The sequence below is a fragment of the Paenibacillus sp. IHB B 3415 genome (assembly GCF_000802655.2).
Lineage (GTDB): Bacteria > Bacillota > Bacilli > Paenibacillales > Paenibacillaceae > Paenibacillus_AQ > Paenibacillus_AQ phytohabitans.
Window position 1 is genome coordinate 39,566 of the sequence record NZ_JUEI01000010.1, and the last position, 22,392, is coordinate 61,957.

Genomic DNA, 22,392 nt, shown 5'->3' on the forward strand with positions numbered 1-22,392 from the left:
TTTGCGGATGGGCCGCTAGGTAGTATCCTGCACTATATTACATACATCCTTAGTGAAAGCGAGGAATAACCTGGTGAGCCAGCACGAAGAAATATTAACCGGCGGAAATGTGAATCACATTGTCCGTAAGGCGGACACCGTCCGCCGTCCCACAGGGGATTGGAGTCCTAATGTCCATGCACTGCTGCAGCATCTGGAGAAGCAGAACTTCGGGGGAGCGCCACGTTTTCTCGGAATCGATGACGCCGGGCGTGAAATACTGAGCTATATTCCAGGAGAAGTCCCAGGCAATGCTTACCCTGAACTTAAGCCATATATGTGGTCTCGTGAGACACTTGCAGGTGTAGCACGCCTGTTACGTTATTACCACGATGCGACTGAAGGGTTCAACGCGCAACCAGAGGGAAGCTGGCAGCTCAGCTATGCTAATCCTGAAGCACATGAAGTGATCTGCCATAATGACGCCGCCCTGTACAATGTGGTTTTTCAGAATGATGCTCCTGCGGCTTTGATTGATTTCGACATGGCCGGACCCGGTCCGCGGATGTGGGACATTGCATATTCCATCTACACATCAGTTCCGCTGGCCAGCTTCGCACCTGACTACACATCCGGGTCCACCGTAGCTTACCAATCCGATTTACATGCGGCAGACCGGCGCCAGCGGATACAGTTATTTTTTGAGGCTTATGGAATTCCCGTCCCTAAGGATCTGCATACGTGGATCATTGAGCGTTTGACCGTCATGTGCGACACGCTGAAGAAGGGGGCCGCGAGCGGCAATCCTGCTTTTATGAAAATGGTTGATGAGGGGCATCTGGCACACTATGAGCGTGAGATCCGGTTTATAGCCGGTCACTACGCAGAATGGAGTTAGCCGAAACCGCCAAAGAAGCCGGAATCCCTAGACCTCTAGGAATTCCGGCTTCTTGCTCTACGGCTATTCTTTAATCAGATCCGTAAATACAGCAGACACCACATCTGCCAGCAGCTTAGGCTCAAGCTCCATCTGCATACCGACCCGGCCTGCACTGACGGCGATGGTCTGCAACCCCTCCGCGCTGCTGTGTATGAACGTAGGATACAGCTTCTTCATGCCAACGGGCGAACATCCGCCGCGCACATAACCTGTCCACTTCAGCAGCTCCTTCAGCGGGAGCATCTCGATCTTCTTCGCTCCGGCGGCTTTGGCCGCTTTCTTGAGATCAAGCTCTTCAGCCACCGGAATAACAAATACATAGGGCTGCGGCCCGCTGTGTGATACCAGTGTCTTAAACACAGTCTCCGCCGGGAGGCCAATCTTCTCAGCAACAGCACTCCCGTGAATCTGGCCATCCTCATTATCATAAGTATGAAGGGTGTATCCGGCCTTTTTTGCATCAAGCATACGCATGGCATTGGTTTTGTTCACTTGCATGTCCCTGCTACCTCCAACCACTCTCCGGCGCGCCGGAGCTTTCTTCTGTCCTGCTATGCTCTACCCTGCAAGACCTGCCTCCAGCGGCTAATCCCGCGGGTAATTCACCTGCATAATATCCATGAACGGAACCTTGATAATTTCTTCGTTATATCGCAGGTGTACCTTGCCGGTACGCGAATCCATCTCCACAATCACTCCGCGAACCTGTTCTTCCTTCCCCCAGACCGTCAGCAGAATCTCGGAATCCTCCTGTTTCGCCTCGACCAGCTGATTGCCCAGCTCTTCCAGCACGAATTCGTCGCGGGTTGGACGTTTTGCTACTTTTGCCTTCGCCACACTATGCCTCCAGTAAGCCATTACAAATTTATGATACTTCCGGGTGTAAATGCTCCCGTATATTATAACACGACCTTTACCCCGGGTTTACAAAATAATACCGGTCTCTTCAGCCAATTTTCGCTATCCCCCGGATTCTGCCCTTTATTCCTTATTCAAAAGCGCAGCCCCCGCGATCCCGGGATGGGTCATTTCATACGGATCGAGGATCAGATTAAGCTCTTCCTCACTGAGCACATTGTATTTCAGGCATAAAGCGCGCACGGATTCGCCGGTCAGAATCGCTTCTCTGGCAATACGCGACACCACTTCATAGCCCAGATGCGGGTTCACCGCAGTAATGATGCCGACGCTCTGCTCGACTTCCCGCTGCAGCTTCTCCTTATTGGCCACGATGCCCGCCAGGCAGTAGTCCGTGAACACCTTGAAGGAATTGTTCATAATGCTGATCGACTGGATCAGATTGAATACCAGCACCGGCTCCATAACGTTCAGCTCCAATTGGCCGGCCTGGGCGGCGAGACAGATCGTATGATCATTGCCGATGACCTGAAAAGCGACCTGATTGATCACCTCGGCCATCACCGGATTCACCTTGCCGGGCATGATGGAAGATCCGGGCTGGCGGGCCGGAAGCGTAATTTCATTAAAGCCGGAGCGCGGACCGGAGGCCATCAGCCGCAGGTCATTGGCGATTTTGGACATGTTCATCATGCAGACCTTCAGCGCTGCCGAGACCTCGGTGTAGGCATCGGTATTCTGCGTAGCATCCACCAGATGCTCAGCACTGACCAGCGGCAATCCGCTGATCTCGGCCAGGAGTTCTACCACCCGCGTGATATAACGCGGCTCCGCATTCAGTCCGGTGCCGACCGCCGTCGCCCCCATGTTCACCTGATAGAGATGATGCCGCGTATGCTCGATCCGCTGAATATCACGCTCCAGCACGCGGCTGTACGCCTCGAATTCCTGGCCCAGACGGATCGGCACCGCATCCTGAAGATGGGTCCGTCCCATTTTGATAACCGGATCAAATTCCGCCGCTTTCAGCACAAATACGCCATGCATGCTCCGCATAGTCACCAGCAGCTGCTCCAGCAGAGAGAGCGTGGCAATATGAATCGCCGTCGGAAAAGCATCGTTCGTGGACTGTGCCATATTCACATGCGTGTTGGGACTAAGCTGCAGATAATCGCCTTTGGTTCGGCCCAGCAGCTCCAGCGCGCGGTTCGCAATCACTTCATTCGCATTCATATTCAGCGAGGTGCCGGCCCCGCCTTGAATCGGGTCTACGATGAACTGGTCATGCCACTTCCCGGCAATCACTTCATCCGCCGCTGCAACGATAACATCACCCAATCCTTTGTAGAGTCTGCCGATTTCCATATTAGCCAGTGCCGCAGATTTCTTGACGATGCCCATGGCTTTAATCAGCTCCTGATGCACCCGGTACCCGGTTATCGGGAAATTCTCTACTGCACGCAGCGTCTGTATCCCGTAGTAGGCGTGTTTCTCCACTTGTTTGCTCCCTAAGAAATCCTTCTCCAGCCGGTACTCTATCTCTGTCATACTGCTCCCCCCATGTCCTGTAGTCGATGATCGGCTTTCACAATAGTTATCTTATTCTTTCCTTTGATCTATTAAGATATTACCATTCTTAACATATCATGCTCCAGCCCATCTTGATAGCGAAGCTGGCTGCAGACAGCGCAAAAGAACCCGGCAGACGCTTAAGCATCCCCGGGTCCTCTATAGGTTCATTAATTATTTGCAAGCTTAGACAGAATAACTGTCAAAAGAAACCGGTTTGCCGTTAATCTCTGCTTTTACCTCTGTCAGGCCATTGTCTGTGCATAGCTGCAGATGCTCTTTGCTGATCAGAGAGATATATTCCGCAGACAGAATTTCTCCCGCTCCAAACTTTGGTGCCCGCTGTGCGGCGGCTGCGGCAAACTCATCAAGCCCGCCTATTCCCAGCTCCGCAGCCTGGCTAACGCTTAGCGCTTCAACAACGACTCCGCCCGGCATCCCTGCGGAGATCACCTCGAGATAATCCGGGCGTTCCAGCAGCTCATAGCCATGCGATAAGTAGACGGCAAAATACACATTGCCTGCATAACCGAACAGCGCTGCAGGCTGCTTACTCCACTGCCCCTTAGGAAGAACACCTACAACCAGCTTGTTCTCACCTTCGGGTACCGGGAACAGGGACATGACGGTGTTCTTATGATACAGCACTTCCATATAAGGGCTTTGGTGACGCGGATCGCCCGCGTTATACCCCTGGCCCGGATGGAAGAAGTACAGCCGGTTCACGCCTTCGGCTGCACCCACCGGGAGCGAATACGCCCAGCGCAGCTGCTCATTATCGAACTCCTCTACCCGCTCCCACATGCCGCCCGCCGCATAATCCTCTGTGATGTAGGCATAGGAATGGAGCGGCGGCTGGCGGTCCGGATCACCGGCAACCACCTTCTCGGTTTGCTTCTTGACCTCTACCGCTGCCTTGCGGTTCAGCGCATTTGAACGCACCTGCTCCGGCGCTTCATAGAACAGGAATCCGGCATATTCGGTGCGCGGCATCTCCTCCGGCAGCTTGAAGTCTCCGAACTGCACATAGTCGTGCAGCACATTGCCGTCAGCCGGCACATCATGCGGCCAGCCTCTGGAATGGGCACCTGCCCAGGCGCCCTGCAGATACCACTGGCTCCGCTCGTTCCAGAGATAATCCAGCATCTCGCCAAGGGTACGCTTAATGCCACTGTCTGTCTCCAGCTCCCAGGCACAGGTGAACGCCTGCACCCAGTGCCAGAACCACGGGAGGCTGCCGTACTCCGGCATTCCTCTCTCCCGGATATGCGCCAGTGTGATGTCCAGACTGCGCTGTCCGTCTTCCAGCAGCTCGTCATCCTCGAAGAGGTTACCGAAGATCAGCTTGGCTGCCGTATATTTCGCTTCATGGTGGCCGAACGTCGTTACCGGCTTACGGAAAAAGCTGCTGCGGTAGACATGACCGATGGCCGTGTGGAAGGCAATACGCAGCCCCGCGCTGAACTGGCTCGAATATTGCTTGCAGAACCAGACCATCAGGCTGCCCATGATCTCCACCGGCAGCTCATGCGGCGGCGCTTCTCTGGGCTGCGGATTCAAGCCCAGCGGCCAGTGGCCATAGAGTTCTGTACCGGGCTGGCGGTTCTGCAGCAGAACCGTTTCCAGCATGACAGCTTCCGCCTTCCTTTTCGCTTCCGCCTTATCGAAAGGCAGCTCCAGCGTATCATCTACCGCAGCGGCAAATAAATAAGAAGCATAATAGAAGTTATTCCGCACATCATCATGGAACCAGAGGCCGCTCGCAAGCAGCGGACGCCGCTCCGCCTCCAGTGCGATTGAACTGATAATTTCCTGCTGGCGTATTTTATAAGAAGTCTGATCCTGAAGCCTGTCTGCCATTTCCCTCACCCTCCAATATATATTTTCTGTATCACGAGCCCCTAATCCGGGAGTCATGCCCGCGTGTGTATACATAGAACAACTATCCCTCTTCTATTAGGTATACTCCACCCTGGGAACTCACTGCTTTCCAGCTCTATTGTGCACGCTTTCAGTTCAGATGGCAATCTCTAAAACTAACAAACAAACTAAAATAAACGTACTAAAAAAGATTATCTCTTGCCAAATGAACGTAAATGGATTAAATTGTACCTATACGAACGAAAATACATTTTTCTTAAGGAGATTGAATATTCAATGGAAAGACGTTTTGCATCACATCCGAATGAAGTTAAGCAGTTTGACACTGAGCGCCTGCGCAAGGAGTTCCACATTCCGGTTATTTTTGCTCCGGATGAACTGAAGCTTGTCCTGACCCACGAAGACCGCATGATCGTAGGCGGGGCTAATCCGGTCAATGAGGATGTTGTACTTACAACGGACCTTAAGGAGCTTGGAGTGACTTACTTCCTGGAACGCCGTGAGCTGGGTATCATCAATGTCGGCGGCAAAGGTTCGGTTGTTGTAGACGGAACTGAATATGAAGTTGACTTCAAGGAATGCCTGTATGTAGGCCAAGGCTCCAAAGATGTTATTTTCAAAAGCGCGGACAGCGCCAAACCGGCGAAATTCTACCTGAATTCCGCTCCGGCTCACCAGTCCTACCCTACTACCAAAACAACGCTGGCTGAATCCGAATCCGGAGCTATGGGCGGACTTGAGAATTCCAATGAACGTACGATTCACCGCTTCATTCACACGAACGGCGTGCAGAGCGCACAGCTTGTTATGGGAATGACTCAGCTGAAACCGGGCAGCATGTGGAACACCATGCCATCCCACACTCACCCGCGCCGGATGGAAGCTTACTTCTACTTCGATCTGCCGGATGACTCCATCGTCTTCCACCTGATGGGCGAGCCTACAGAAACCCGCCACATTGTAATGCACAATGAACAGGCTGTCATTTCCCCAAGCTGGTCCATTCACAGCGGCGTGGGTACACATAACTACACCTTCATCTGGAGTATGGCCGGAGATAATAAACGTTACGACGATATGGACCCCGTAGGCATGAAAGAATTACAATAGAAGCAAATCAACTACGGAAAGATGAGGCAGGCGGATGAACCCGATACGGCGACACGAGATGATTATGGAAGTTATGCTGAACCAGAAGGATGTAACAGTGAACGAGCTGAGCGACAAGCTCCAGGTAACGGGAAAAACAATCCGCGAGGACTTAAGCAAGCTGGAGGAACAAGGACTGATCATGCGTGTACACGGCGGAGCTGTGCTGGCACAGAGCGATCAATTCGGGATTCTGCCCTCCAAAGACCCGCTGGATAAGTATTCCGAGGAGAAATCGGAGATCGCCCTGCGTGCGCTGGCACATATCGCCAAGGATGACATCATTGCACTCGACGGCGGGAGCACCACGCTTGAGATTGCCCGGCGGCTGGAGAATATGCCCCTGACGGTCATTACCAATGATGTGTATATCATCAGCGAGCTGGTTCCCAAAGACAACATACGTCTGGTCGTTCCCGGAGGGTACCGTGTCCGCAATATGCTGGCCGGTCCTGAAGCTGTCTCCTATGTACAGAAGCTTAATATTCAAAAAGCCTTTCTCTCGGCGACAGCCGTTCATATTGAGCATGGCCTGTCCATCTATACCGGAGATTTAATCGATTTCAAACAAGCCCTAGTATCCACAGCCCGCCAGGTATTCGCCGCTTGCGATCATCACAAATTCGGGCACACCGCTCTGCGCACCTTTGCTTCACTGCAGGAAGTCGATGTGCTGCTTACAGACAGCGGGCTTGCGCCCGAGACGGTGGAGCTGTTCCGCAAGGCAGGCGTCAACATCGAGTGCGGGTAGTTTAAATACCCATTTAAGCCCTATAAGCGATACTCAATTATGCAACTTAAAGGAGAGAATTATAATATGTCATCATTATTCAGTTTGGCAGGTAAAACAGCAATCGTAACCGGCGCAGGCCAAGGTCTTGGTCAAGGGATCGCTCTTGCCTTCGCAGAAGCAGGCGCAGATGTCATCTCCGCTTCCCTATTCCCAAGTGACGAAACCGTAGCAGCTGCTGAAGCTTTTGGCGTCAAGGCACTCAGCATCGCTACTGACCTGAGCGATCACTCTAAGCTTCAGGGCATGTTCGATGAAGCTGTTGCCTTCACAGGCAAAGTTGACATCCTTGTGAACTGCGCGGGTATGATCCGCCGTACTCCAGCCAAGGATCACAGTGAAAAAGACTGGTTCGACGTCATCAACCTTAACCAGAACACTGTATTCCTGCTGTCCCAGATCGCCGGCCGCCACTTCCTTGAAAGAGGCAACGGTAAAATCATCAACATCTGCTCCATGCTCTCCTACCAGGGCGGCATCAATGTACCAGGCTACACTGCAAGTAAGCATGCCGTAGCGGGTCTGACTAAAGCATTCGCTAACGAATGGGCTGGTTCCGGCCTGAACATCAACGCCATCGCTCCAGGATATATGGCTACTGAGAACACAGCTCCAATCCGTGCGGATCAGAGCCGTTCCGATTCAATCCTTGACCGCATTCCAGCCGGACGCTGGGGAACTGCTGAAGATGTTAAGGGCCCTGCTGTGTTCCTGGCATCCGCGGCTTCCGATTACCTGAACGGACATATCCTTAATGTAGACGGCGGATGGCTGGCCAGATAATTCCGGCTTGGAATTTTGAATACCAGCACCATAAATTGATTCGGCTTGCTCCAACTATAGAGATAATAAGCGCCGTATATACAAACTGAGCGCGTATAGATAGAATTGTTCATAGTTTAGCGGCGGCTGTTCAGAGCAGTTGCTAAACACATCAAACCCCGGATGCTTCTTAGGCACCGGGGTTCTTTGTATGCTCAGTCCGGCCCATCCCTTATCTGAACACGATGAACTCGTCAGGATTGGCACGGATGTAACCGGCGATGATCCGCAGACTATGTGCAGTAAGCTCCTGATATTGTGCGTACAGGGTGGTTACGGCTTCTTGCAGCTCCGGGTCCGCTTCCAAATCTGTAATCGCCGCTTCGTTCCAGCCCGTGCCTGCGCGCAGGTTCCTCGCCCCGAACAGCTCTTTCGATTCCTCAAGTAGTTGAATTAGCGGAGCATCTTCAAAAAACCGCAATCCCTCCAGCACACTGCTCCAGTATCCCGGCTGATCCAGCAGATAACTGAGCCACCCGTAGTATTCTTCTGCGGACTTAGAGCTATGGTCATACAGAATCCGGAACATACAGAGTGCCCTCTGTCCCCTGCTAAGCTGTGCAATTGCTTCATTCTTCACCGCCGGAGATTTCGCGCGGATCTTCATGAACGTGGGTTCCATGCAGGCATAGCCAAGCCGTTCGTCGCTAAGCGAGTTGAATGTAGTACGCTCCATGGGTACTGGCTGCATTATTCGTCCTCCCTGACAGTCAAGAATATAGAGCATGCTTGAACAATGGCTAAATACAAGAAATGCAGGATGAGTATCCCTATGAAGATTAGTCCGGTAACCGGTGTCGGCTGGTCCTCATGTACTGTCATGGGAAAGAGCGCAGCGAACAGGTAGACGAATAAGCTGAAATAGGCAAACCAGAGCAAGCTCGTAATCATAGCTATTCTCCGGTTGTCCAGTATTCGCCGGGTTACATACACGATCAGAATTCCGGTCAGCAAAAAGCCCGCGATATTAATTAGCGTGACCGAACGCTCAACCTTCCCGTACTCCCATCCGGTGATCCGGCTAATCCTCAGTGCATTTCCAATCAGCTCAATTGCCGCAAAGACCGGCAGAGCCAAGATGATGCTGGCCAGATTTAGCTTAACCAAATATTTCATCGTACTCCTCCTGAGCCGTACATTCCCTCTACCACATCTTCATTTGGATATTACTGTATTTCTGTATCTATGGTAAGCTTTAAAAAATATAATCGTCAAGACCCGCTGCATTCCGCATCCTGCTTTGACGCAATTGATGAAGGAGCTTCTGTATGAGCGAAGAGATACTGACTACATTTGATGAGCAAGGCAATATAACCGGAACTGCTCCCCGCGATGAGGTTCACCGCCTCGGTCTCTGGCACGAGACCTTTCACTGCTGGTTTGTCCGTCAGGCTGACAATGGACTGATGATCTACCTCCAGCTGCGCAGCCGGCACAAAAGAGATTATGCCGGACTGCTCGATATCACCGCTGCCGGACATCTGCTGGCTGACGAGACGGCGGAGGATGGGGTCCGGGAGGTACAGGAGGAGCTGGGCCTTGAGCTGGCTTTTGACGAATTAAAGCCTTTGGGGATTATCCCCTACCAGATGGATACAGCCGGGTTTATGGACCGGGAGCGGGCGAATGTTTTTGTTTACGAGAACAAATATGCTCTCAGTGACTTCTCGCTGCAGCGGGAAGAGGTAGCAGGGATCGTCCAGGCCCGCTTCGCCGAGTTCCGCAGCTTCATCGCTGGAGCTAGCAGCACTCTACATGTGCAAGGCTTCCGGGTAACCGATGACGGTGAACGGGCCGAAATTAATGAGCAGGTTGATCTCTCACAGCTCGTCCCGCATGAAACTGCTTATTATTTGCGGGTTATTGAGGGAATTGAAGCTCTTTACAGCAGAGCATGACGTCCGAATTTCAAACCTATTTGCTTACTCGGCTGCTTCCACGGCAAAATGTCAGGCGTAATGCTCAAACTAAATCCTTTAGATGGATTTAATACATTTATTTTCCGTCGAACGAATTGTTTCCTGGAATTACGTGGATAAACAGCATCTGCTTCACTGCAATTCATCGTTAGAGGGAAATACGCCACAATTAAATGTGCTTTTTCCACTTGTATTCCTTAAAAGGGTGGATTCGGCAGGATTAAGTGTCCTTTTCCCACTTGCTTTCCAGAAATCGCCTAAGTCGCAGCAGAGTTAGAGGCAACACAGCATTTTGGAGGCTTATCATTCAAAAGGCAGAACCCGATTTTTAGCGGGTCCTGCCTTTTTTAACTCATTGCTTATATTTTCAGCAGATTATACCTTTGCAGTCTGGCGTTTCAGCATAACCAGCCCGTTGACCGGCAGCTTCAGCTCTGCTGGTGCAGCGGCACCGGATTCGAGATCCGTATACTCCTGACCATCCAGCGTTACCACTTGCTCGTTGCCGCTGAAATTCTGCACAAATACATAATCATGCTCGCCGTCACTGCGCAGCTGAGCCGTTACTCCTGTAGGAAGCTCGGTGTTCAGGGCGCGGCTGATGCGTTCTTTTCCGGCAATGGCGGCGTACAGATCCACATAGAACTGCGGGTCCTTCACACGTGTGGCCAGATGATAGGCTTTGCCTGCCCCCAGCTTGTTCACGGTCAGTGCCGGACGTCCGGCGTAGAAGTCGCTGCGGTAATGACCCAGCGCTTCTGCACCCTCCAGATGAATCAGCTCAGCGATTTCATGCGCATCATAGTCTCCGGTCAGCTTCAGGGTGTTGCCAGGGTCCATCACGAGGCCGTTCAGATCGCGGCTGTGCAGCCCTTCTGTCTCTTCTGCCCAGATACCCAGGGTTCTGCGCAGCGGGCCAGGGAAGCCTCCCAGGTGGCACAGGTCGGTCTCGCCAACGACTCCCGACCAATAGGTAGCCAGGAATGTGCCGCCCTGCTCTACATACTTCTCAATCCGCTTGCCATTTTCTTCGCTGATCAGGTACAGCATTGGCGCAATTACCAGCTTGTAGCCGGACAGATCATCACCAGAGCCGACCACGTCCACCGGAATCCCCAGCTCCCACAGTCCACGGTAATGCTGAAGCACAGTCTCTTCATATTTCAGCCCGGAATTGCGGATACCCTGGGCATCCTTAACCGCCCAGCGGTTGTCCCAGTCGAACAGGATAGCTGTTTCGGCAGGAGTGGTTGTACCCACTACATCCGTTAATCCTGCCAGCGTACGGCCAACCTCAGCCACATCTCTGAATACACGGGTCTCCGCATGTCCGCTGTGATCGACAACTGCGCCGTGGAACTTCTCGCTGGAGCCGCGGCTTTTGCGCCACTGGAAGTATTGCACGGAGTCTGAACCATGGGCTACCGCCTGCAGGGAGGACAGCTTGTGCATACCCGGACGCTTCAGCTTGCTGACAATCTGCCAGTTCGTGAGCGAAGGTGTGCTTTCCATCAGCAGGAACGGTTTCTTTTTGAAACTGCGGTACATATCGTGGTGCATCGCCGTCCAGGCTGCCAGCCGGGCATCATCATCGTCCTCGGTATACCCCCAGTCCGGATAAGCATCCCAGGATACGACATCAAGGATCTTCGCCAGGTTACGATAATCAATACCGTCGATCATATGCATGTTGGTCGTCACCGGCAGTTCAGGATTGAAGCTGCGCACCGAGTCAATCTCATGCTGGCAGAAGTTAATCGTCTGGTCACTTACGAAACGGCGCCAGTCCAGGTTAAGACCATGCACCTGAGTCTCTCCGTGCGGAGCAGGGGATTCAATCTGTTCCCAGGAGGTGTACGTATGGCTCCAGAACGTGGCCCACCAGGCATGATTCAGCTCGTCCAGACTTCCCTTATATTTAACCTTGAGCCACTCTCTGAAGGCATTTTGACAGTAATCACAGTGGCATTCGCCGCCGAATTCATTGGAGATATGCCAGCCGATGACTGCAGGGTGATGGGCGTAACGCTCAGCCAGCTTGGAGTTCATCAGTGCGGTTTTTTCACGGTAGACCGGTGAAGTGAAGCAGTGATTATGGCGGACCCCATGCAGATTGCGCACCCGGTTCCGTTCTACCCGCAATACCTCAGGATATTTCTCCGACATCCAGGCCGGACGTGCTCCGCTTGGCGTAGCCAGGAAGGCATAAATTCCATTATCCTTAAAAGTATCCAGCAGCTGATCCAGCCAATCGAAGGTGAATACTCCTTCTTCACGCTCCAGCGATACCCAGGAGAAAATCCCCACGGACATTACATTGCAGCCTGCCAGCTTCATCATCCGGATATCTTCTTTCAGCACCTCAGGGTATTTCAGCCATTGCTCGGGATTATAGTCGGCACCATGCAGCATTACAGGAGCCTTGCTGCTGATTGCAGGAACTATGCTGTTCATATTATTACATTCATCCTCTCGTATAGGGTTCGATGTTAGAATGGGACTTTTCACTGATATAAGTTCTTCGTCAGCTCTATCCCTTTAGCTTGTAACCGTTTATACTATTTATAATAAAGGATAATCCGCTGCCAATGGTAGTATAATAATAGCGTTTCCATAGCACAAAATGAATATGAGGTGTGTACATGCTCCCCTTCTCCCTGATTGAAATGCCGCGCGACCTGAGCGCGTTTCCCCTATACCCTTATTCGGTCGGCCGCCATATCCAGTATCATCATGTGCGTCCGGCCGGATTCCCGGTGCATCAGATTTTCCTGATCCGCAGCGGCAGCGGACGGTTCCGCGACCTTGAGAATGGCACTGAGACGGTGCTGAAGCCGGGAATGGCCTATGCTTTTCCACCCGACCGCGGGCACGAGTATTATCCGTTGTCACATGAGCCGTGGCATGTAGGTTTCATCGGCTTCCATGGAAGCCAGTCAGCGTCTGTGCTGGAGGGACTCGGCCTGCTGCCGTCTGCGCTGTTCCATCCTGAACGGTTCGAGGATTGCTGGGATATGATCGGCGGAATCTGGCATACGGTAAATGGAAACAGCACCGGCCGCCAGGAGGAGCAGTCGATGCAGGATCTGTCGGTAACCCTCTACAGGCTGCTGCTGATGCTGCGCAGGAGCGAATTCTCCGCCGGTACGGCGACCCGCCTGGAGAACGAAAATGTACGCAATGAAGCTCTGAATAAGGCCGTCAGCCTGATCAACGAGCATTTCACGGAGCCACTGCTGATTACGAATCTGGCCGCTGCTGTCGGTTACTCTGTCCAGCATTTCCAGCGTCTGTTCCTGCAGGAATACGGCGTGACTCCGCATAAATATCTGCAGAATCTGCGGCTGCAGCGCGCCGTACAGATGATCACCGAGGACCCTGAGCGTCCTGTGCAGGATATCGCCCTCAACCTTGGCATGGACACCAATTATTTCATCCGCGTCTTCCGCAAGGCGCACGGAGTGACTCCGGGGGTGATGCGGAGCCGGCTTGCAAATGAGCGGGATAGTCCATTAACGTAGGGTTCCATGTAATACTTTTACATGAAAGACTGCTCACTACTTTAAATGTATGCAATATTCACTTCATTTCATTAAGCTTAATAAAAAACCTACTCCCATACATATTTCGAATCGAAATATACCCTTCCTTCTCTTTTAAGTAGGCATCAAAATTATTAATTCGTTCTTTTTCAGAGCTCTCATTAAAAGCTTTAAACCTATATAGGAGGGCGTTATTTAAGTGTTGTTCAGCAGAAAAATAAATCTTTATATTGTGGCTCAAATTATCAAATATAAAGTTTTCCCCATTATAATCATTGAGATACACTGGTAAAGAATCTGTTTGAACACCATTCACTATAAACTTTCCGTCTGTATCCGAAAGAATCCAATCATAATTCGCTAAAAAGTCACTGATATCCCAAACTGCATGTGTTTCTGCATGTGCTGCAAATCCTCTCATACCATATACGTCAGTATCCTTTGGCTGTACAATCCTTCTATTTGCGGAAATCCAACCGTCCGGCAAGCTGTGCAAAGGATATTCCAGTGCATTTTCACTAATCGGCATCCCCATTTCGGAAGTAAAGAAGTCGCACCAGGCATGTGGTAGTAGAATAGCGCCGTAACATCTATGCGTAGCTCCTCTATCTCCTTGATAGTTTTGCCATGATACTGCAATATCAGTAAAGCTGATTTTCCCAATATTAATTCTATTTATGAATATGAATTTAAGAATATCGATATATTGGTGTGGCTTATTATCAAGGCAGATCGTGCTAATCTCGGTATGAAACGCAGCGGTACAAAATTCTTTTAAATAGCATGTTTCTCCGTCATAAGTCAGAAAATTATCTGCCAGACCATTTATGAATGATAGATTCTCATACTGTTCAATTGTTTCTTTATCTGGAGAGTATTGCTTGGCGAACTCTTTCATTACAACGTTCTTACATAAATCACTCTTGCACTTTTGTATATCATTATTTGACAGCCAGGTACTAACGCTGGCTTCGAATCGCTTATTCAAAACAACGATGTCGTTTAAAAAGCATACTACCTCGTTACATTGTTCATTTGTACATCCAGTGTAATATTGAGGTATTCCTTGCACATAGTATCTGGCATAAACTATTTGCTTATCTTTAATGCCGTCACCACACCAAAGTGCTCTAGCTGCCCTACATGATTCTCTATTATTATTTAGAATTTTCTTCATAGTGCGGAGATATTCATAAAGGTTTTTCTTATTCAGATCCTGCCTCTCCTCAACAAATGGCAGATTGGATAGATAACACCAAATAACAACATCTTTCTTGGTTTCATCGGTCTTATAATTATTATGCAAGAATATATTTAACATCTTAAGGTAGTTGGTATCCCTGATATTCCAATGCTGCCCCTTACAATAATCACTAGGATACTTATTATATTGAGTTAATGAGTAACGAATACACGAAAGATAGTCAGAATATACATTCTCCATTTCACGCATCATAGCATCTAAAATAGCTTCGAGCCGTTGGAAATGCTCTTGCTTCAACCACCTAACGTCTGTAGATTTATAAGCATTATCACTATGCTTTTCTTCTATCCACATCATACGCAAGCAGTATTGCATAAAGAAGATCAGCATCTCTTCCTCACAATGAACAACTACCGTTTTGGAAATCCCATCATCGGTTTTTTTTTCTAAATGTTTATAAGCAGTAAAGAATTCAAGCCATTGTTCTCCATTTTTAACGCGAATGTTTTAAAAGTATCTTTGCCCAACAAATTACCGGCATGATGATATAACTCCGCTTTGAATATTTCATAGGATTTTAAATCCAGACCATCGTTGATATCTAAGAAAAACTGTTCTGCATCTTCTAATTTATCAACAGGAACCAAATCAAAAACCACTTGCTCAAAAAGAAAATCGAATGATATTTTATCGGACAGCTTATACTGAGGATCAAACTCCTCAATAAGCTTAGCCAGTGAATATGTAGTGAAATCAACAGCATGTTCCTTATTTATTTTTGTCGGGTTGTCCAACCATGAATTCGCTACCTCCCGGCCTGTAAACGAAAATTTTCTAAGGAGTTCTTTCACCTCTGTATCCGGGCCTTTCAACAGATAAGAGCAAAGACACACAAGGGTCGTCAAGCGTTGCTGTCCGTCATAAACATAAAAACATTTGTTTTCTTCGTAGCCAACAAGGCAGCTAAAGTTAAATTCCGGGCCCTTCTTAGCGCTTTCAGCCATGGCTTTTAATAGCTTTACAAACTTCTCGCCACCGCTCCCCATAACATAGTCACGTTGAACATCGGGTATAATAATTTGATCAAACTCGCTTAGCATATCTTTTAAAGACCCTTTTATCATTTCCACAAAATAACCCCTCTAGTTATTATATTTCCCCTCGATATAGGCAGAATATATTTGCCGAAAGATATCAAATTCCTCCGCCCCGTTATCTAGCCAGTATTGTTGTTTTGCTTTATCCGTTTCTCTGTTAAATTCCTCTCGAATATTCATCAACTTATCAATATATTTGAGCGGATCAGGTTCATTCTTCAATTGAGATTCAATAAAGCAAGCTTGCTCAAACGGCTCTGACAGTTCACTACACTCTTTCCAGAGGTATTCCTCCACATATTTCTTATCATTGTTTTTTAACATTCCAAAAAAGCGGAATTCATTTTTACTTTCTTGTTCGCCGCTTCGTCCATTTTTCAACTTGTATAGACAACTAAAAGCATTATAGCTGTTCCAGTTCTTTGTACTTATATCACATGATAAAGCTGCTAAAATATCCCGGTAGTGGTTCAAGTGAGATAACTCTTTGCCATACTCATAACCTAGCGTACTGCTCACATCATATTCATCACTTCCGTAACGCTCACAGCACAATAATTTTAAACGGTTCTCATCAGTATAGTGCTTATCTTTTTTCCTTTTTTCATCTTTTTCCGGTACTCTCTTTTCACAATATCCCTGTTGTACTAGTTTCCATACATCTTTTTTGAGAAATAACATTTCGGATAACTCTTCAAAAAGATGCAGCATTTTTTTTCTTTGCTTATCCTCTTTCGAATCCATAATTAGATTAGCTTTAATCCGATCTGAAATAACAAACCGGGTTTTATTTTTGTTCAGATTGATAAACTCATCAAATGGCTGTGTTCCAGAAATATGCAGGAGGAAATATACATTGTTTCTTATGTACTCGATAAATTCATCTGCATCTTCGGGTTTGTAAGCACGGTATCCGCCAGATTCTGTCTGACTCTCTTTTGTAAGCTCTAGCACTGTTGTCATTGCTTTGTAGTTTTCCTTGAACCGGGACAAATCAGTATACATTTTTTCTTCTGGAATCTCCCATAGAGCAATATTATTTAAGTAGCTTTGTCTTTTGACAACAGGTTCTTTAACGCCCTCATCTCTTTCGAATCGAAAAGAAAAACATTCTTCATTGGGCTTTAGGTATTTCAACAGTAAGTACAGAGTTATGATCCGTTGTTGCCCATCTACTAATTGCATTATGCTATCTGCTTCACGGTATAATGTAATCATTCCCACAGTATACGTTTCTTGCTTACTTAAGAATGCAGACCATAAATCAGCAGCTAATTTTGAAGCAAGTTCAGTACTCCATTTGTAATTTCGTTGAATAAGAGGAATATATACATCATTTTCGCCAAAGCATTCTTTTATAAGATAATCGAATGAAACCATTTTGTTATTTTTCATATTTGCCCTCCATCAGTTACATTGACGCAACACTTTTACAAAGACATTTGTATAAATTCATCTTTAAGTTTTCTACTCCGTTTTCTTCTATAGTGTAAATATTCTGTAGTGACCAATCTTCAGGCACTTCCTCTGTTTCCCAATCCATAAATGAAAGCACAAATTCTATTTTTCCACTGGGCTCGGTGATAACTATATTATTCAAAAAATTATAATAGGAATCATAAAAGTTAATCAAAGATTCATTGAATCTAAGCTTTTCCTGTATAGTTTTTTTGTCTTGTTCACTAAGTTGACTATGATCTGAATTCGACAGCTCACTTTGGTCTTTTTGAAGTTTATTTATATTTTCTTTTGTGTTAGTTTTCTCTCTTTTTAGTATAGAATCATGATTACCCGCGAAATCCTTTTCTTTATTTTTGCTTCCAGTGTATTTCTTAAAATAACTATAGATCAGTTGACCATATTCTACAGCATCGAATGTAAGGTGGCAGCATTTCTCAATACAAATTTCTGTATTCATCCCCGCTGCATACTCATGAATATCCCAGAGAGTATCACTTGCAATTACTTCTTTATCAGCAATTGGACTAATCCTTGAGCTAATCCCTTTATCTCCGCCTTGTACATGTTTGTCTCTTAAATATGAAAGCAGAAAAAAATCTAATTGATTGTTTTCTATACCGGTTTTTTGCTGTTCCTCGTCAACTTCTGCTTGTGAAATAAAGGTAGTACCGTTCAGAAAACGTTTAGACCAATTGTTAAAATTTTTAGCCTTTTGCTTTCTGGGATGGCTGAAGTCCAGACAAAATCGAGGCTTATGTACAACATCAAAATTATCATCTGATGACAGATATTCTTGCAAAGCAAATCTTTTATTTCTATACTCGATGAAATTGATTGGGGCATCTTTTATAACAAACAAATTTGCAAATCCGTTCTCGTTAAGTTGCATATATTTAAACAAGTCTACTCCGAAACATTTGGACAAGGACTTCAATCTTATTTGTCCGCCTCGATTAATATGCTCTTTGCAGGCATGAATAATGGACTGAATTCCTCTTTCTTTTATTTTATTGTTTTCATTATGATTCACTTGAAGCCAGTCATGCCAAGTGCTATCTTTTCCATAACCTACGCTATACAGAGTAGAGGTAGACTTTTTAAATTTCATATCATAATACCAACCCAGACCAATATTGTTCATTTCCTCTATGCTGTTGCTCTGAATATAATAATCAATTAATTTTTTCGTGAATTCTTCATCGAAAGTCTCATATTCTTGTAATAAGTTTTCGATTATTGTACAGATTCTCACGTAGTAAATAGCTATTTTCATTTTATTTTGCGAGGATTGACTGCCATCTGGTAAAATAATTCTTAGTTTTTTAAGCAGTACTGAATCATCCCTAAACACTGCTTGACCGCTTCCAATGTTATGTAACATCTCTAAGTCATTGTATGTATCTTCGCTAATTTTACCATCAAATGCTCCATGTTTTTTTAGAGCAATACTCATAGATAGAGCCTCCTAAATCTTAAAATGTTATTATTTGATAGTTATTTTTCCCAACCTTGTGATTCAATCTATAAATATTGCTAATTATAACTATTCTCTATCATAGTTACAAAGCAAAATTGAACATTACAAAAAGACTGCATCAGCAAAGTGTGCAGTCTTTTCGTAAAATATAATTAACGGCGAAGCTCGTTAAACCGCCATAAACTGGCTATTATACAAGCGGGCGTAATACCCACCGCTCTCCACCAGCTCCTCATGCGTTCCGCTCTCGACAATGTCGCCGTCCTTCATGAACAGAATGAGGTCCGACTCACGGATCGTGGACAGCCGGTGGGCAATCACGAAGCTGGTACGGCCGGAGATCATCGCCAGAAAAGCCTTCTGAATCCGCACCTCCGTCAGCGTATCAATACTGCTTGTGGCCTCATCCAGAATAAGCATCGGCGGATCGACGAGCATCACACGGGCGATGGTAAGCAGCTGCTTCTGGCCTTGGGAGAGATTATCTCCCGAGCCGCTTATTTTCGTATTATAGCCCTCGGGCAGCCGTTTGATGAAGCTGTGTGCATTCGCGGCTCTGGCGGCGGCAATGACCTCCGCTTCCGTTGCTTCCGGCTTGCCGTAAGCGATATTATCGCGGATCGAACCTCCGTACAGCCAGGTATCCTGCAGCACCATCCCGAAGTTACGCCGCAGACTGTCCCGGGTAATCGAAGTAATGTCCGTACCGTCAATCCGGATGGTGCCGCTGTCGACTTCATAGAAGCGCATCAGCAGGTTGACCAGCGTGGTCTTCCCCGCTCCGGTCTGGCCGACAATCGCCACGCGTGTACCCGGCTTCACCTCCAGACTGAAGTTCCGGATCAGCGGCCGTTCCGGGGTATAGGCAAAGCTTACCTTGTCGAAGGTAATCGTACCCTGACTTCCCTTCATCACTACAGCACCCGGAGCATCCGGATTCTCCTGCGGCAGATCCAGAATGTTGAAAATACGCTGCGCCGATGCCGTCGCCGACTGCAGCTGGGTAATGACCCCGGTAATCTCATTGAACGGCTTCGCGAACAGATTCGAATAGATCAGGAAGCTGGACAAATCCCCGACGGAAAAATGTCCCCCGATCACAAGCGCACTGCCGATCATCGCGATCACCGAGAAGGTAATGTTGTTTACAAGTCGTGTAGTCGGATTAGAGAGGGAGCCGTAGAATTGTGATTTGATCCCTGTCTTGTACAGCTCATTATTCCGCTCTGCGAAGCCTGCAAAAGAGCGGTCCTCATAGTGATAGGCCTGCACTACCTTTTGTCCGCCGACAAGTTCCTCCACATAACCGTTGAGCCCGCCGAGGATTTTGGCCTGCTCCCGGAACATCTGCTGCGAACGCATTGTAATGAAACGGGCAACGAAGAAGGTCGCCGGTGCAGACAACAGCACCACCAGCGTCATCACAGGGCTGATATAGAGCATTAGCCCGATAGCCCCGGCAATGGTCACGATCCCCGTCAGCAGCGTGGAGAAGCCCTGCAGCAGCCCGTCAGAGACAGCATCCATATCGTTCACGAACCGGCTGATGCTGTCGCCTTGCGGATGATTATCATGAAATTTCAGCGGCAGCGCGTCCAGCTTGTCAAACAGCTCGCGGCGGAGATCGTAGACTGTCCGGTAGGCAAGCTTATTCGTATAGTAAGTGAGCAGCCAGCCGAAGAAGCTGCCAACCAGATATACGGCTCCCAGGATCAGCAGCAGGCGGAAAATCTCCGGGAAGTCCACCTGATCGGGCCCGATCATATGGTCAACCGCGCGGCCGATCAGCAGCGGTCCGGTCAGGCTGGCAATCACACTCAGAATGGCGCAGATGACTGCCCCGATGGTTATTTTCCGGTATTGGCTTGTATATCTAAACAGCCGTTTCCAGGTCGCCCTGCTATTCATTGTACGGCCTCCTCGCTTGAGAGCTGGGACATGCAGATTTCCTGATAGACCCCGCAGCTCTCCAGCAATTCTTCATGGCTGCCGATACCGGCAATCCGCCCTTCATCGAAGACAATAATCTGATCCGCCTGTCTTACGGTACTCACCCGCTGGGATACAAGCAGAACTGTCCTATCTCCGCTGTTCTCGTTCAGTGCACGGCGCAAAGCTGCATCCGTGGCAAAATCCAGCGCACTGGAGGAATCATCCAGGATGAGTATAGGCGGACGCCCTACAACCGCCCGGGCAATCGTCAGCCGCTGCTTCTGTCCTCCGGACAAATTATGTCCTCCGCGTGCGACAAGGGTATCCAGTCCCTCCGGCAGCTTGGCAATGAACTCTTCCGCCTGGGCCACCGCTGCTGCAGACAAAATCTCTTCCCGGGTTGCAGAGGCCTTGCCCCAGCGGATGTTATCGGCAATTGATCCTGTGAACAGCATGGCCTTCTGCGGCACAATGCCAATTCTTCTCCGCAGCTGCTCCAGCCGGTACTGCCGCACATTCACACCTTCCACCAGAATTTCACCCTCTACTGCATCATAGAACCGCGGAATGAGGTTCACGAAGGTCGACTTGCCGGAGCCGGTACTGCCGATTAGTCCGACCGTCTCCCCCCGGTGTATGTCGACCGTGATATTCTCCAGCGCAAGCTCACCGGTTGTGTTATACCCGAACGAAACATTGCGGAAGGAGATTGCAGGCAGCGAATCATCACGCTTGGCCGCCGGCGCATCTGCCGCAACCTCGGCAACCGATGCCGTCATTGCCAGTACCTCGTTGACACGGTTGGCGGATGACGAAGCTTTGGTGAACAGAATAACGAGATTGGATACCACAATCAGCGCCAGCAGGATCTGGGTCACATAGTTAATGAATGCAATAATCTCCCCCTGTGACAGCCGCCCGGCATCGATATGAATGCCGCCTGCCCACAGAATGGCGATAATCGCCGCGTTAACCACCAGCGTGGTCATCGGGCCCAGCCAGGCGGATATACGTCCGACCCGGATTGCGGTCTGCGTCAAATCCTCAGAAGCTTCATTGAAGCGCTGCTTCTCCCGGCGGCTCTCGGCAAAAGCGCGGATGACCCGGATACCGGACAGATTCTCGCTAAGCACCAGCGCCAGACGGTCCAGCTTAGCCTGATATTTGCGGTAGAGCGGCGAGCTGCGCGTAATGATGAAATACAGAATGACTCCGAATACCGGAGTAGCCGCAATCAGGATCAGCGACAGCCGGAAATCCAGAATCATCGACATGATGATCGCCCCGATGCAGATGAACGGCGCACGGATAACCAGCCGGATCAGCATGGCAACGGCCAGCTGGAGCTGATTGACATCATTCGTGATCCGGTTGATCAGCGATGGCGTGCCGATAATATCAAGCTCTGCGTATGATAACGATGAAATATGCTTGAACATTTTGTTGCGCAGCGATGTGCCGAAGCCCTGAGATGCCCTGGCTGCGTAATACTGGCAGATCATGGAGCAGCCGAAGCCGAGGATGGCCATCAGCACCATCAGGGAGCCCATACGGTAGACATAGGCACTGTCCTGCCTGCCAATCCCGTTGTTGATAATCAGGGCCACAATCGTCGGCAGCAGCAGCTCCAGAATCGCTTCCAGCAGCTTGAAGATCGGCCCGATGATCACTTCTTTCCTGTAAGGCTTTAGAAAAACAGCAATTTTGAACACAGTAATCCTCACCTAACCTACGTAATATGTATTCGTTCTTGAAAAAAACAAAAGACCCGT

General features: G+C 48.7%; 19 protein-coding genes. 6 read left to right on the forward strand and 13 right to left on the reverse strand.

Annotated elements, in window-relative coordinates:
* Positions 1 to 73: 73 nt before the first annotated feature.
* A complete protein-coding gene (locus QW71_RS05830; protein WP_039294677.1) occupies positions 74 to 877 on the forward strand; it encodes an aminoglycoside phosphotransferase family protein in 804 nt (267 codons plus the stop codon).
* 63 nt (positions 878 to 940) lie between these two features.
* Here the strand turns inward: QW71_RS05830 and ybaK are convergent, their stop codons facing one another.
* From ybaK to QW71_RS05850, 4 genes are all read right to left on the reverse strand, one after another.
* Positions 941 to 1,417, reverse strand: a complete 477-nt coding sequence (gene ybaK, locus QW71_RS05835; RefSeq protein WP_039294679.1) for a Cys-tRNA(Pro) deacylase — start codon at positions 1,415 to 1,417, stop codon at positions 941 to 943.
* A gap of 87 nt (positions 1,418 to 1,504) precedes the next feature.
* The gene (locus QW71_RS05840) at positions 1,505 to 1,756 is read right to left on the reverse strand and encodes a YolD-like family protein (protein ID WP_039294685.1); all 252 of its coding nucleotides are present in this window, start codon (positions 1,754 to 1,756) and stop codon (positions 1,505 to 1,507) included.
* Positions 1,757 to 1,900: 144 nt separating this feature from the next.
* Positions 1,901 to 3,325 (reverse strand): aspartate ammonia-lyase, encoded by a 1,425-nt coding sequence (aspA, locus tag QW71_RS05845; protein ID WP_039294688.1) that lies wholly within the window; start codon positions 3,323 to 3,325, stop codon positions 1,901 to 1,903.
* A gap of 207 nt (positions 3,326 to 3,532) precedes the next feature.
* Positions 3,533 to 5,206 carry a hypothetical protein gene (locus tag QW71_RS05850; RefSeq protein ID WP_039294692.1) on the reverse strand — a complete coding sequence of 558 codons (1,674 nt, stop codon included), beginning with the start codon at positions 5,204 to 5,206 and terminating at the stop codon, positions 3,533 to 3,535.
* A 297-nt stretch (positions 5,207 to 5,503) separates the two neighbouring features.
* On the opposite strand from QW71_RS05850, the gene kduI reads away from it, so the two are divergent.
* The 3 genes from kduI to kduD all read left to right on the forward strand — a co-directional run bounded on the left by kduI (position 5,504) and on the right by kduD (position 7,949).
* The gene (gene kduI, locus QW71_RS05855; protein WP_039294695.1) at positions 5,504 to 6,337 is read left to right on the forward strand and encodes a 5-dehydro-4-deoxy-D-glucuronate isomerase; all 834 of its coding nucleotides are present in this window, start codon (positions 5,504 to 5,506) and stop codon (positions 6,335 to 6,337) included.
* 34 nt (positions 6,338 to 6,371) lie between these two features.
* A complete protein-coding gene (locus QW71_RS05860; protein WP_039294698.1) occupies positions 6,372 to 7,127 on the forward strand; it encodes a DeoR/GlpR family DNA-binding transcription regulator in 756 nt (251 codons plus the stop codon).
* Positions 7,128 to 7,193: 66 nt separating this feature from the next.
* Positions 7,194 to 7,949, forward strand: a complete 756-nt coding sequence (gene kduD, locus QW71_RS05865; RefSeq protein WP_039294700.1) for a 2-dehydro-3-deoxy-D-gluconate 5-dehydrogenase KduD — start codon at positions 7,194 to 7,196, stop codon at positions 7,947 to 7,949.
* Between the two features lie 211 nt (positions 7,950 to 8,160).
* Here kduD and QW71_RS05870 read toward each other — a convergent pair whose 3' ends face one another.
* Positions 8,161 to 8,679, reverse strand: coding sequence for a hypothetical protein (locus QW71_RS05870; protein ID WP_039294703.1), 519 nt, complete (start codon positions 8,677 to 8,679; stop codon positions 8,161 to 8,163).
* Entirely contained in the window at positions 8,679 to 9,104 is a 426-nt protein-coding gene (locus QW71_RS05875; RefSeq protein WP_047013650.1) for a hypothetical protein, read from the reverse strand. The genes QW71_RS05870 and QW71_RS05875 overlap by 1 nt, the downstream gene beginning before the upstream one ends.
* A 152-nt stretch (positions 9,105 to 9,256) precedes the next feature.
* Here QW71_RS05875 and QW71_RS05880 point away from each other — a divergent pair, with 152 nt between their 5' ends.
* Positions 9,257 to 9,886 carry an NUDIX domain-containing protein gene (locus tag QW71_RS05880; protein ID WP_039294706.1) on the forward strand — a complete coding sequence of 210 codons (630 nt, stop codon included), beginning with the start codon at positions 9,257 to 9,259 and terminating at the stop codon, positions 9,884 to 9,886.
* Positions 9,887 to 10,282: 396 nt separating this feature from the next.
* On the opposite strand, the gene QW71_RS05885 is transcribed toward QW71_RS05880, so the two are convergent.
* Positions 10,283 to 12,361: a beta-galactosidase gene (locus QW71_RS05885; protein ID WP_039294709.1), complete on the reverse strand. Its 2,079-nt coding sequence runs from the start codon at positions 12,359 to 12,361 to the stop codon at positions 10,283 to 10,285.
* Between the two features lie 188 nt (positions 12,362 to 12,549).
* Between QW71_RS05885 and QW71_RS05890 the strand changes: the two genes are divergently transcribed.
* Positions 12,550 to 13,428: an AraC family transcriptional regulator gene (locus tag QW71_RS05890; RefSeq protein ID WP_083442450.1), complete on the forward strand. Its 879-nt coding sequence runs from the start codon at positions 12,550 to 12,552 to the stop codon at positions 13,426 to 13,428.
* Positions 13,429 to 13,486: 58 nt separating this feature from the next.
* On the opposite strand, the gene QW71_RS05895 is transcribed toward QW71_RS05890, so the two are convergent.
* The 6 genes from QW71_RS05895 to QW71_RS05920 form a co-directional block, all read right to left on the reverse strand.
* Positions 13,487 to 15,043: a hypothetical protein gene (locus QW71_RS05895; RefSeq protein ID WP_039294712.1), complete on the reverse strand. Its 1,557-nt coding sequence runs from the start codon at positions 15,041 to 15,043 to the stop codon at positions 13,487 to 13,489.
* Positions 15,044 to 15,099: 56 nt separating this feature from the next.
* Positions 15,100 to 15,777 (reverse strand): DUF262 domain-containing protein, encoded by a 678-nt coding sequence (locus tag QW71_RS05900; RefSeq protein ID WP_235441403.1) that lies wholly within the window; start codon positions 15,775 to 15,777, stop codon positions 15,100 to 15,102.
* Between the two features lie 18 nt (positions 15,778 to 15,795).
* The gene (locus QW71_RS05905; protein ID WP_039294718.1) at positions 15,796 to 17,145 is read right to left on the reverse strand and encodes a DUF262 domain-containing protein; all 1,350 of its coding nucleotides are present in this window, start codon (positions 17,143 to 17,145) and stop codon (positions 15,796 to 15,798) included.
* A 16-nt stretch (positions 17,146 to 17,161) separates the two neighbouring features.
* Positions 17,162 to 18,664, reverse strand: a complete 1,503-nt coding sequence (locus QW71_RS05910; RefSeq protein ID WP_039294721.1) for a hypothetical protein — start codon at positions 18,662 to 18,664, stop codon at positions 17,162 to 17,164.
* 192 nt (positions 18,665 to 18,856) lie between these two features.
* Positions 18,857 to 20,596, reverse strand: coding sequence for an ABC transporter ATP-binding protein (locus QW71_RS05915; protein ID WP_039294724.1), 1,740 nt, complete (start codon positions 20,594 to 20,596; stop codon positions 18,857 to 18,859).
* Positions 20,593 to 22,332 carry an ABC transporter ATP-binding protein gene (locus QW71_RS05920; RefSeq protein WP_039294727.1) on the reverse strand — a complete coding sequence of 580 codons (1,740 nt, stop codon included), beginning with the start codon at positions 22,330 to 22,332 and terminating at the stop codon, positions 20,593 to 20,595. The genes QW71_RS05915 and QW71_RS05920 overlap by 4 nt, the downstream gene beginning before the upstream one ends.
* Positions 22,333 to 22,392 lie beyond the last annotated feature (60 nt).